The sequence below is a fragment of the Pseudomonas trivialis genome (assembly GCF_036864995.1).
Classification (GTDB): domain Bacteria; phylum Pseudomonadota; class Gammaproteobacteria; order Pseudomonadales; family Pseudomonadaceae; genus Aquipseudomonas; species Aquipseudomonas trivialis.
Window position 1 is genome coordinate 788,343 of sequence record NZ_CP142151.1, and the last position, 11,757, is coordinate 800,099.

The 11,757-nt window shown below is 60.5% G+C and carries 13 protein-coding genes and 1 tRNA gene; 6 read left to right on the forward strand and 8 right to left on the reverse strand.

Translation table 11 applies throughout. The features are described 5' to 3' along the window. Positions 1-14: 14 nt before the first annotated feature. The 7 genes from pth to VRB54_RS03330 all read right to left on the reverse strand — a co-directional run bounded on the left by pth (position 15) and on the right by VRB54_RS03330 (position 5,814). Positions 15-599, reverse strand: coding sequence for an aminoacyl-tRNA hydrolase (gene pth, locus VRB54_RS03300; protein WP_017529915.1), 585 nt, complete (start codon positions 597-599; stop codon positions 15-17). Positions 600-767: 168 nt separating this feature from the next. Then, positions 768-1,379 carry a 50S ribosomal protein L25/general stress protein Ctc gene (locus VRB54_RS03305; protein WP_004372493.1) on the reverse strand — a complete coding sequence of 204 codons (612 nt, stop codon included), beginning with the start codon at positions 1,377-1,379 and terminating at the stop codon, positions 768-770. A gap of 138 nt (positions 1,380-1,517) precedes the next feature. Then, on the reverse strand, positions 1,518-2,459 hold the full coding sequence (locus tag VRB54_RS03310; protein ID WP_003171603.1) for a ribose-phosphate pyrophosphokinase: 942 nt from the start codon (positions 2,457-2,459) through the stop codon (positions 1,518-1,520). Between the two features lie 46 nt (positions 2,460-2,505). Beyond that, positions 2,506-2,580: transfer RNA gene (locus tag VRB54_RS03315), tRNA-Gln, on the reverse strand. A 37-nt stretch (positions 2,581-2,617) separates the two neighbouring features. Then, positions 2,618-3,466, reverse strand: a complete 849-nt coding sequence (gene ispE, locus VRB54_RS03320; RefSeq protein ID WP_338479525.1) for a 4-(cytidine 5'-diphospho)-2-C-methyl-D-erythritol kinase — start codon at positions 3,464-3,466, stop codon at positions 2,618-2,620. Position 3,467: 1 nt separating this feature from the next. Next, positions 3,468-4,085 (reverse strand): lipoprotein insertase outer membrane protein LolB, encoded by a 618-nt coding sequence (lolB, locus tag VRB54_RS03325; protein WP_338479526.1) that lies wholly within the window; start codon positions 4,083-4,085, stop codon positions 3,468-3,470. A 4-nt stretch (positions 4,086-4,089) separates the two neighbouring features. Further along, positions 4,090-5,814, reverse strand: coding sequence for a tetratricopeptide repeat protein (locus VRB54_RS03330; protein WP_231422459.1), 1,725 nt, complete (start codon positions 5,812-5,814; stop codon positions 4,090-4,092). A 182-nt stretch (positions 5,815-5,996) separates the two neighbouring features. Between VRB54_RS03330 and hemA the strand changes: the two genes are divergently transcribed. The 6 genes from hemA to VRB54_RS03360 all read left to right on the forward strand — a co-directional run bounded on the left by hemA (position 5,997) and on the right by VRB54_RS03360 (position 11,363). Further along, complete coding sequence (hemA, locus tag VRB54_RS03335) at positions 5,997-7,286, forward strand: glutamyl-tRNA reductase (RefSeq protein ID WP_209988334.1); 1,290 nt, start codon at positions 5,997-5,999, stop codon at positions 7,284-7,286. Next, on the forward strand, positions 7,283-8,365 hold the full coding sequence (gene prfA, locus VRB54_RS03340; protein WP_338479527.1) for a peptide chain release factor 1: 1,083 nt from the start codon (positions 7,283-7,285) through the stop codon (positions 8,363-8,365). Before hemA ends, prfA begins: the two co-directional genes overlap by 4 nt. After that, a complete protein-coding gene (gene prmC, locus VRB54_RS03345; protein WP_338479528.1) occupies positions 8,366-9,196 on the forward strand; it encodes a peptide chain release factor N(5)-glutamine methyltransferase in 831 nt (276 codons plus the stop codon). It abuts the gene before it with no gap. Then, positions 9,190-9,945, forward strand: coding sequence for a molybdopterin-synthase adenylyltransferase MoeB (locus VRB54_RS03350; protein ID WP_338479529.1), 756 nt, complete (start codon positions 9,190-9,192; stop codon positions 9,943-9,945). Before prmC ends, VRB54_RS03350 begins: the two co-directional genes overlap by 7 nt. Further along, positions 9,938-10,732: a glutamate racemase gene (gene murI / locus VRB54_RS03355; protein ID WP_338479530.1), complete on the forward strand. Its 795-nt coding sequence runs from the start codon at positions 9,938-9,940 to the stop codon at positions 10,730-10,732. Before VRB54_RS03350 ends, murI begins: the two co-directional genes overlap by 8 nt. A 112-nt stretch (positions 10,733-10,844) precedes the next feature. Then, positions 10,845-11,363: an acyloxyacyl hydrolase gene (locus tag VRB54_RS03360; RefSeq protein WP_209988344.1), complete on the forward strand. Its 519-nt coding sequence runs from the start codon at positions 10,845-10,847 to the stop codon at positions 11,361-11,363. Positions 11,364-11,419: 56 nt separating this feature from the next. Here VRB54_RS03360 and VRB54_RS03365 read toward each other — a convergent pair whose 3' ends face one another. Continuing rightward, positions 11,420-11,725 (reverse strand): YkgJ family cysteine cluster protein, encoded by a 306-nt coding sequence (locus VRB54_RS03365; protein ID WP_004372444.1) that lies wholly within the window; start codon positions 11,723-11,725, stop codon positions 11,420-11,422. Positions 11,726-11,757: the final 32 nt, after the last annotated feature.

Sequence of the window (11,757 nt, forward strand, 5' to 3'; positions counted from 1 at the left end):
CCCCTCGGTAAGAGTCAGGCCTTCTGGCTGTGCAGGTTTTTCATCGCGCGGTTCCATTCACCGGCGAAGATATCCGGCAGCACGCCGAGGGCAAAGTCGATGCTGGCATCGAGTTTTTCCTGTTCGGCGCGTGGCGCACGACCCAGGACGAAATTTGAAACCATACTGGCAACGCCCGGGTGGCCAATGCCAAGCCGCAGGCGGTAGAAATTATTCTGATTACCCAACTGCGCGATGATGTCGCGCAGGCCATTGTGCCCGCCATGCCCGCCGCCCAGCTTGAGCTTGGCGACGCCGGGTGGCAGGTCCAGTTCGTCATGGGCCACCAGGATCTCTTCGGGTTTGATCCGAAAGAATCCCGCAAGCGCCGCGACAGACTGGCCGCTGCGGTTCATGTAGGTGGTGGGAATCAGCAGACGAACATCCTGACCCTGGTGCGAGAAGCGCCCGGTCAGACCAAAATATTTGCGATCGGCCGCAAGGTTTACGCCTTGGGCGTGGGCAATACGCTCAACAAAAAGGGCCCCCGCGTTATGCCGGGTCTGTTCGTATTCGGCGCCTGGATTTCCCAGGCCAACGATCAGTTTGATGGCAGTCACGACAGGGGCCCTTCCTTTGGAGTTGTGGATAACATCGCCGCGCCAGGTGTGCGGCGAAAGGGGACGACAGGAGCTCACTTATCCAGAGATAAACTTCGCGTTATCGCCCGCTTTCTCGCTACGTTCCGGTCCGCGATGTTTCCTCAAGCTCCGACGTTACAGAGTGCATCACTCTGCAGCGGTTTCGCCTTCAGCAGCATCATCTTCTTCTACAACACGTGGCGCGTGGACGTTGGCAACAGCCTTGTCGTCGTTGTGAGCCAGTGCAACGAACTCAACGCCTTTAGGGGCCTTGAGGTCGGACAAGTGAATGATGGTGCCGATTTCAGCAGCCGACAGGTCGACTTCGATGAACTCAGGCAGGTCTTTCGGCAGGCAGGTCACTTCCAGTTCGGTAGTGGTGTGCGAGACAACGCCGCCTTTCTTGACCGGAGCTTCTTCACCGATGAAGTGAACAGGCACGATAGCGGTCAGTTTCTGGCCAGCTACAACGCGGATGAAGTCAGCGTGCAGGACGTGACCCTTGGACGGGTGGCGCTGCAGAGCCTTGATGATAACGTTCTGCTTCTTGCCGCCAACGTTCAGTTCGATAACGTGGCTGTAGGCAGCATCGTTTTCGAGCAGTTTGGCAACTTCTTTGGCCAGCATGCTGATGGACTCAGGGGCTTTGTCGCCACCGTAGACTACAGCTGGAACCAGGCTTGCGAGACGACGCAGGCGGCGGCTCGCACCTTTCCCCAGGTCGGAACGCAGTTCAGCATTCAAAGTAAAATCGTTCATGTTGTATCTCCAAATTAACCACATTCGCCCCAGCGTTTGCGACCAGCGCTAAAGGCGATATGGGCAAAAAAGCCCCGCCCCAACAGAATGCTGGGGCGGGGCGCTTTTCGTCAGGTTGATGTCGCCAAGGCCTGAGCCTTAACGGAACATCGCGCTGATCGATTCTTCGTTGCTGATACGGCGAACCGCTTCGGCAACGACCGGTGCGATATCCAGTTGACGGATACGCGCACAGGCTTGAGCAGCGGCGGACAACGGGATGGTGTTGGTCACCACCAGTTCGTCCAGCACGGAATTCTCGATGTTCTCGATCGCTCGGCCTGACAGCACAGGGTGTGTGCAGTAGGCGAAGACTTTGGCTGCACCGTGCTCTTTCAAGGCTTTTGCCGCATGGCACAGGGTGCCGGCGGTGTCGACCATGTCATCAACCAGAATACAGGTACGCCCTTCGACATCACCGATGATATGCATCACTTCAGAGTGATTGGCTTTCTCGCGGCGTTTGTCGATGATCCCGAGATCAACGCCCAGGGATTTGGCAACAGCCCGTGCACGCACGACGCCGCCAATGTCCGGGGACACGATCATCAGGTTTTCAAAGCGCTGGTCTTCGATGTCATCCACCAGAACGGGGGAGCCGTAGATGTTATCTACCGGAATATCGAAGAATCCCTGGATCTGGTCAGCGTGCAGGTCAACCGTGAGCACACGGTCGATGCCTACCACGGTCAGCATGTCAGCAACGACTTTCGCGCTGATGGCCACACGTGCGGAGCGCGGACGGCGATCCTGACGGGCATAACCAAAGTAAGGGATTACAGCTGTGATTCGAGTTGCTGAGGAGCGGCGGAAGGCATCAGCCATCACGACGAGTTCCATCAGGTTATCGTTGGTCGGAGCGCAGGTCGGCTGAATAATGAAGACGTCTTTACCGCGAACGTTTTCATTGATCTCGGCTGTAATTTCACCGTCGGAGAACTTGCCGACAGAGATGTCACCGAGAGGGATATGCAGCTGACGTACGACACGTCGAGCCAGATCGGGGTTGGCGTTCCCCGTAAAGACCATCATCTTGGACACGCGCAGTACCTAGAGGCTGAGGGTAACCTGGATGAGTATAGGAAAATGGCAGGGGCGGCTGGATTCGAACCAACGCATGGCAGGATCAAAACCTGCTGCCTTACCGCTTGGCGACGCCCCTGTATCTGTTGCAACGAGTACCCAGTACTCGATTCCTTTTAGAGCAGACTTTGCAGCTTGCGATGCAACATCGAAACGTTGCTTCCCTTTGCTACAAACCCTGTAAGGGTCTCTGTAAGAAGGGCCGAGACTTTATCAGCTTCAGCTTTGCTTGGGAAGCCCCCAAACACACAACTTCCAGTGCCGGTTAATTTTGCTTCGGTAAATTTACCTAACAAATTCAAAGCGTTACGTACTTCTGGATAACGCCTTGCCACAACCGGCAAGCAGTCATTTCGACTGTTTCCCTTGGGAACGGGGCGCACTTTAATGGGAGGAGAGTTACGTGTCAACAGCGGATCTGAAAAAATTTCTGCTGTACTTACAGATACTTGCGGGACAAGCACAACATACCAAGGCTCTTCGGGGTATTCCGGGCTGAGTTTCTCGCCCACGCCCTCGGCAAAAGCCGCGTGCCCGCGCACGAAAACCGGAACGTCGGCGCCCAGCGTCAGGCCCAGAGCTGCCAGGCGATCCTGGTCCCAGCCCAGTTGCCACAGGTGATTGAGACCCAGCAGGGTGGTCGCCGCATTCGAACTGCCACCACCGATACCGCCGCCCATGGGCAGGATCTTGTCGATCCAGATATCGATGCCCAATGCGCAGCCGGAATGCGCTTGAAGCGTGCGGGCTGCCTTCACGATCAGATTGCTGTCGTGAGGTACGCCTTCAAATTCCGTGTGCAGTCGAATCACACCGTCGTCGCGTACGGCAAAGGTGAGTTCGTCGCCGTAGTCGAGAAATTGAAACAGCGTCTGTAACTCGTGGTAGCCGTCTTCACGGCGACCCAGAATGTGCAGCATCAGGTTGAGCTTGACCGGGGAGGGCAGGGTCAGGCATTCGCTCACGTCACTGCCCCAGCTTGCGCGGTTGCCAGTCCTTGATCACCAGCGTGACGTCAAGGTCGGTGCCATGCAGCTTGATGCGTTCGGGCAGCCAGTAGCCGCCTTGCTGTACGTAACTCAAATACTCGACCTTCCAGCCATCCTGCTCCAGTGTGGCCAGGCGGCTGTCACCGTTGAGGCTCAGGCGACTCTTGCTGTCGGGTGCCGGCAGCCCGCGCACCCACCAGACCAGATGCGACACGGGCAACTTCCAGCCGATCTGCTGTTCCAGCAAATCTTCCGGAGAGGTCGCCTCGTAGCGGCCCTGATTGGCGACTTCCAGGCTCACCTGCCCCGGGCGGCCGGTCAGGCGTGCCGCGCCGCGGCCCAGCGGACCGGACAAGCGAATGTCGTAGTAATCCTGGCGTTGCAGCCAGAACAGGGTGCCACTGCCGGAATCCTTCGGCGCGCGAACTCCAACTTTGCCTTCGATCTGCCAGCCGTCGATGCTGCCGAGCTGATCCTTGTGCTGTTGCCATTGCGCCGGGTTGCCCTGGCCCTCAACGGATTCGCGGCTGCCTGTGCCCGCGCAACCGGCGAGCAGGGCGATAAGACTGAATACAACTATGTGGCGCAAGAACATAAGCTTAAAGGGTCTCGGATCCGGTCAGGCGCTTGATGGTGCCGCGCAAAAGAGGGCTTTCGGGTTGTTCCTTGAGGAATTTTTCCCAGACTTGCCGGGCTTCGCGCTGCTTGCCATTGGCCCACAGCACTTCACCCAGGTGGGCAGCGACTTCCTGATCGGGAAAACGCTCCAGCGCCTGGCGCAGCAGGCGTTCGGCCTCGTCCAGGTTGCCCAGGCGATAATTCACCCAGCCCAGGCTGTCGAGCACGGCCGGGTCTTCCGGATTGAGCTTGTGGGCCTGCTCGATCAGGGCCTTCGCCTCGGCGTAACGCGTGGTGCGGTCGGACAGGGTATAACCCAGGGCATTGAGGGCCATGGCATTGTCCGGGTCGCGCTTGATGATCAGGCGCAAGTCTTTTTCCATCTGCGCCAGGTCATTGCGTTTTTCTGCCTGCATGGCGCGGGTGTACAGCAGGTTCAGGTCGTCGGGGTATTGCAGCAGGGCTTGTTGCAGCAATTTCCAGGCGCGTTCGCCCTGCTTGTTGGCCGACAGCGTCTCGGCCTGGATCAGGTATAGCTGAATGGCGTAGTCCGGCTCGGCGTCGCGCGCCGCCGCCAGGCGTTTTTCCGCCTCGTCGGTACGACCGTTGCTCATCAGAATATCGGCCTGGCGCAGCTGAGCCGGCAGGTAGTCATTGCCCGGGCCAACCTGGGCATATTCGAGCAGGGCGGCCTGCGGGTCGTTGCGCTCTTCAGCGATGCGACCCAGGTTCAAGTGCGCCGAATCCACATGACTCTCACGTTGGATCAGCTCTTCCAGATACCCCTTGGCTTCCTCCCACGCCTTGGCTTCCAGGCACACCAGTGCCAGGGAGTAGCGCAATTCGTCATCGTCGGGGTATTGCTGGACCAGGTTGGCGAACTGCACTTTGGCATCCGCCATGCGGTCCTGTTCCACCAGCATGCGCGCGTAAGTCAGGCGCAGGCGCTTGTCTTCCGGGTATCGCTTGATGCTTTTTTCCAGCAGTGGAATCGCTTCCTTGCCGCGATTGAGGTTCTGCAGCAGGCGCGCGCGCAGCAGGATTGGCGCGATTTCGCCGTCTTCCGGCGGGTTCTGTTCCAGCAGCTTGAGGGCGGCTTCGGCTTCATCGTCCTGTTGCAGCAGCAATGCCTTGCCGAAAATCAGCTGGCTGTTCTTCGGATGCTTTTGCAGCAGGCGGTCGAAGCTTTTCATCAGGCCATTGCGCGTGTCCTGATCGGTGTCGGCTGCCGACAGCGCGAGGAAATCGAAGTGCGTGTCGCCCTTGCCCTGCAGGACTTTTTCCATGTACACCATGGAATCGTCATACCGCCCGGCGCGTGCCAGCTGGACAGCAGCGGCACGTTGCGCCTCGAGGTCATCCGGCGCGTTTTTCGCCCAGATCAGCGACGTGTCCAGCGCCGCCTGGTCGGCTCCGAGGTACTCGGCGATGCGAAACGCCCGCTCGGAAATACCCGGGTCCTGGGTGTTGATGGCCTGGGTCACATAGTTATCCAGCGCAATATCGAAGCGATTGCGCTGCCCGGCCAGTTCAGCGCTCAGCAGGCTGAACACCGTTTCTTCACTGAACGAGGAGTAAACCTTGGGCTTTTCAGGAGCGGGGGCGGTGTCTTCTGCCGGCGGCGTATCGCCCGGCGACACGGGTGCCATGGCCTGGCAGCCGCTGAGGAAGACAAAAGCTAGGAGCAACGCGGAGGATCTATTCATATAGGAAGAGGACGACTAACCTGCGGTCGGATCATCATGACACAAGCCTTCGGCCAAACATAACCGAGTCTCAGTGGGCGCCTTTATAGGCACAAGCTACTAGGACAATAGACGACGGTGGTTGTTCTGGATCTTTCGAAGTAGGACAATTGCCGGCTTCCCGACCTCATCAGCGATATTGAATGGCCTTCCTCGCACTCGGTATTAACCACAAGACTGCCTCAGTCGACGTGCGCGAGCGCGTGGCGTTTACGCCGGAGCAGTTGGTTGAGGCCTTGCAACAGCTCTGTCGGCTCACCGACAGCCGCGAAGCTGCAATCCTTTCGACCTGCAATCGCAGCGAGCTCTATATAGAACAGGAACATCTGTCAGCGGATGTTGTGCTGCGCTGGCTCGCCGATTATCACCATTTGAGCCTCGACGACCTGCGCGCCAGCGCGTATGTGCACGAAGAGGATGCGGCCGTTCGTCACATGATGCGCGTCGCCTCCGGGCTTGATTCGCTGGTATTGGGCGAACCGCAGATCCTTGGCCAGATGAAGTCCGCCTATGCCGTCGCGCGCGAGGCCGGCACGGTCGGCCCGCTGTTGGGCCGTCTGTTCCAGGCCACGTTCAATTCTGCCAAACAGGTGCGCACTGACACGGCCATCGGCGAAAATCCAGTGTCTGTCGCTTTTGCGGCGGTCAGCCTGGCCAAACAGATTTTCAGCGATTTGCAACGCAGCCAGGCCCTGCTGATCGGCGCCGGCGAGACTATCACCCTGGTCGCCAGGCATCTGCATGAACTGGGCGTGCAGCGCATCGTCGTCGCCAACCGCACGCTGGAACGCGCCAGCAGCCTGGCCGAACAGTTCGGCGCCCACGCGGTCTTGCTGTCGGATATTCCGGCCGAACTGGTGCGCAGTGATATCGTGATCAGCTCCACCGCCAGTCAATTGCCGATACTGGGCAAAGGCGCGGTAGAAAGTGCACTGAAGCTGCGCAAGCACAAGCCGATCTTCATGGTGGACATTGCCGTTCCACGGGATATCGAACCCGAAGTCGGCGAGTTGGACGACGTTTACCTCTACAGCGTCGATGACCTGCACGAAGTGGTCGCCGAAAACCTCAAGAGCCGCCAGGGCGCCGCCCAGGCGGCCGAGGAGATGGTCAGCGTCGGCGCCGAAGATTTCATGGTGCGCCTGCGTGAGCTGGCAGCGGTGGATGTGCTCAAGGCCTATCGTCAACAGGGTGAACGCCTGCGTGACGAGGAGTTGATCAAGGCCCAGCGTCTGCTTGCCAACGGCAGCAGCGCCGAAGAAGTGCTGATGCAACTGGCCCGTGGCCTGACCAACAAACTGCTCCACGCGCCCAGCGTACAGCTTAAAAAATTGACTGCCGAAGGCCGCCTCGATGCGCTGGCCATGGCCCAGGAACTCTTTGCCCTCGGTGAGGGCGCGTCAGACAGCTCTTCGGATAAAAAACCGCAATGAAAGCCTCGCTGCTCAATAAGCTGGACGTGCTCCAGGACCGTTTCGAAGAACTGACCGCCTTGCTTGGCGATGGCGAAGTCATTTCCGATCAGACCAAATTCCGCGCCTATTCCAAGGAATACGCCGAAGTTGAGCCTGTGGTTGCCACTTACAAGAATTTGCTGAAAGTGCAGGCCGACCTCGAAGGCGCCCAGGCGCTGCTCAAGGACAACGACCCGGACATGCGCGAAATGGCCGTGGAAGAAGTCCGTGAGGCCAAGGAAAAGCTGACTGAGCTGGAAGGCGACCTGCAACGCATGCTGCTGCCCAGGGACCCCAACGACGGGCGCAACGTATTCCTCGAAATCCGTGCCGGCACCGGCGGCGACGAAGCGGCCATCTTCTCCGGCGACCTGTTCCGCATGTACTCGCGCTACGCCGAGCGGCGCGGCTGGCGGGTGGAAATCCTGTCGGAAAACGAAGGCGAGCATGGTGGCTATAAAGAAGTCATCGCGCGGGTCGAGGGCGACAACGTCTACGGCAAGCTCAAGTTCGAGTCCGGCGCACACCGCGTGCAGCGGGTGCCAGCGACCGAGTCCCAGGGCCGTATCCACACCTCGGCCTGCACCGTGGCGGTGTTGCCCGAGCCGGACGAGCAGGAAACCATCGAGATCAACCCGGCGGATCTGCGCGTCGACACCTACCGCTCCTCGGGCGCCGGTGGTCAGCACGTGAACAAGACCGACTCGGCGATCCGCATCACCCACTTGCCTTCGGGCATCGTGGTGGAATGCCAGGAAGAACGCTCCCAGCACAAGAACCGTGCGCGGGCCATGTCCTGGCTGTCGGCCAAGCTCAACAACCAGCAGACCAGCGCCGCCGCCAACGCCATTGCCAGCGAGCGCAAGCTGCTGGTGGGCTCGGGCGACCGCTCCGAGCGTATCCGCACCTACAATTTTGCCCAGGGCCGGGTCACCGACCACCGCGTCAACCTGACCCTGTATTCTCTCGACGAGATTCTTGCCGGCGGCGTGGACGCGGTGATCGAGCCGTTGCTGGCCGAATACCAGGCCGATCAACTCGCAGCCATTGGTGAATAAATGACCATCATCGCCAGCCTGCTGCGCGCCGCCGACCTGCCGGACTCGCCCACCGCGCGTCTGGATGTGGAGCTGCTGCTGGCGGCTGCGTTGGGCAAGTCGCGCAGCTACCTGCACACCTGGCCGGAAAAAATCGTCAGCAGCGAAGCGGCGCTCACGTTTGCCGACTACCTGCAACGGCGCCGAGCCGGTGAGCCGGTGGCCTATATCCTCGGTCAGCAGGGTTTCTGGAAACTGGACCTGGAAGTGGCGCCGCACACGCTGATCCCGCGCCCGGACACCGAACTGCTGGTGGAAGCCGCGCTGGAACTACTGCCGGCCACGCCCGCCACGGTGCTCGACCTGGGCACCGGCAGCGGTGCCATTGCCCTGGCCCTGGCCAGCGAGCGCCCGGCCTGGCAGGTGACCGCCGTTGATCGCGTGCTGGAGGCCGTGGCCCTGGCCGAGCGCAATCGCCAGCGGCTGCACCTTGATAACGCCACGGTGCTGACCAGCCATTGGTTCAGCGCTCTGGGCGGTCGTACATTTGATCTGATCATCAGCAACCCGCCCTACATTGCCGACAACGACCCGCACCTGGTGGCAGGCGATGTGCGTTTCGAGCCGGCCAGCGCGCTGGTGGCGGGCCGCGATGGCCTGGACGATCTGCGTTTGATCATCCAGCAGGCCGGGACTCACCTGAATGCCGGCGGCTGGCTGTTGCTCGAACACGGTTACGACCAGGCGCTGGCCGTGCGCGATCTGCTGCTGAGCCAAGGGTTCGAAGGCGTTCACAGCCGTATCGACCTCGGCGGCCACGAGCGCATCAGCCTGGGGCAACGGCCGTGTTGACCGATCAGGAGCTGTTGCGCTACAGCCGACAGATTCTGTTGCAGCATGTGGACATCGCAGGTCAGTTGCGCCTGAAAAACAGCCGCGCATTGATCGTCGGCCTGGGTGGCCTGGGCGCGCCGGTGGCGCTTTACCTCGCCGCAGCGGGCGTGGGCGAGCTGCACCTGGCCGACTTCGATACGGTCGACCTGACCAACCTGCAACGCCAGATCATCCACGACACCGACAGCGTCGGGCAGACCAAGGTAGACTCGGCCGTGCGTCGCCTGACCGCTATCAATCCTGACGTCAGGCTGGTCACCCACCGCAGTGCGCTGGACGCCGACTCCCTGGCCGCCGCCGTGGCGGCCGTGGACGTGGTGCTCGATTGCAGCGACAACTTCTCCACCCGCGAAGCGGTCAATGCGGCCTGCGTGGCTGCCGTCAGGCCACTGGTCAGCGGCGCAGCGATTCGCCTGGAAGGGCAATTGTCGGTGTTCGACCCGCGCCGCGCCGAAAGCCCCTGCTATCACTGTTTGTACGGGCACGGCAGCGATACCGAACTTACCTGCAGCGAAGCCGGCGTGATCGGCCCGCTGGTGGGGCTGGTTGGCAGCCTGCAAGCCCTGGAGGCGCTGAAACTGCTGGCCGGGTTCGGCGAGCCGTTGGTGGGCCGTTTGCTGCTGATCGATGCCTTGACCACGCGTTTTCGCGAGTTGCGCGTCAAGCGCGACCCCGCTTGCAGCGTGTGCGGGACGCCGCATGCTTAAGGATGCGCCAATCGGCGTGTTCGACTCCGGCGTGGGCGGCCTGTCGGTGCTGGACGAAATCCAGCAATTGCTGCCCCACGAATCACTGCTGTATGTGGCCGACTGCGGGCATATTCCCTATGGCGAGAAAACCCCCGCTTTCATTCTCGAACGCTCGCGCCTGGTGGCCGAGTTTTTCCGCAGTCAAGGCGCCAAGGCGTTCGTGATTGCCTGCAACACCGCGACGGTGGCCGCCGTGGCCGACCTGCGCCTGGACTTCCCGGACTGGCCGCTGGTGGGCATGGAACCCGCCGTCAAACCTGCCGCTGCCGCCACCCGCAGCGGGGTAGTCGGAGTGCTTGCTACCACCGGCACCCTGCAAAGCGCCAAGTTCGCCGCATTGCTCGACCGGTTCGCCACCGATGTGCGGGTGATTACCCAGCCGTGCCCCGGGCTGGTGGAGTTGATTGAAACCGGCGACTTGACCAGCCCGGCCCTGCGCCAGCTGTTGCAGGGTTACATCGAGCCGCTGCTCAGTGCCGGCTGCGACACCATTATCCTGGGCTGCACCCATTATCCCTTCCTGAAGCCGCTGTTGGCGCAGATGCTGCCGCCCAGCGTCATCCTCATCGATACCGGCGCCGCCGTGGCCCGTCAGCTCAAGCATTTATTGGGCCAGCGCGACCTTTTGGCGACGGGCAACCCCAGTCCGGCCCAGTTCTGGACCAGCGGTGATCTGTATCACCTAAGAAATATCCTACCGACACTATGGAAATATCCGAGCGTTGTGCGAATATTTGCCGCGTGAAAAATTCGTGAAATAGCTCGCTATTCGTTTGGAACTTCCGTCTATGTGCCAGCTTCTATAGCGAGATAGCCTGTACAACACTCTATAACTTCGTTTGGAAAGGATGTTTCTTATGAAGCGCTTGTTCTGTTTGGCCGCGATTGTGGCCGCTGTGGTAGGGCACTCTGTTTCGGCCAATGCTGCTGGCCTGGAATTTGGAGTGGGGGGAACGAGCGATTCAACCATGACCTATCGGCTTGGCTTGACCTCCGATTGGGACAAGAGCTGGTGGCAGAGCGACGTGGGTCGGCTGACCGGCTACTGGAGCGGCGCATACACCTACTGGGACGGCGACAAGACTGCCGGTGCCAGCAGCCTGTCGTTCTCGCCGGTGTTTGTGTATGAGTTTGCCGGGCAGTCGGTCAAGCCTTACATCGAAGCGGGCATCGGCCTGGCCGTGTTCTCGCGCACTCAGCTGGAAGACAACAACATCGGTCAGGCCTTCCAGTTCGAAGACCGCATCGGCTTTGGCCTGCGCTTTGCCGGCGGGCATGAAGTGGGCATTCGTGCCACGCACTATTCCAATGCCGGCATGAGCAGCAACAACGATGGTGTGGAAAGCTACGCGGTGCACTACACCTTGCCGCTGTAATGCTTGAAGTGTGGGAGGGGGCAAACCCTTCCCACATTGCGATTTTCGATCAAGGCTCAGCGATACGCCGTCGCAATACCCTGGCGCTCTTCAAGGCACTCCGGTGCACCCATCTCGAACTCCCGACAGATCAACGGGCGTCGCTCGTAGATCGTGCACATCATCGTGTCGCGGTCCAGCGCTGCACACCAGCCGTCATCCAGGCGCAGCATCACTTCGCCGCCCCAGTCATCGGTATCGATGTAGCGCTCCGGCACGCCGGTGTCGGTGATCAGCAGCACTTCCAGCTGACAGCAACAGGCCGCGCACGTCGAGCAGGTGACGGCGGGTTCGTTGAGCTGTATGTGAGGGATGGTGGTCATGGGGGCAGCTTCCAGCTTTAAGCGGCAAGCTG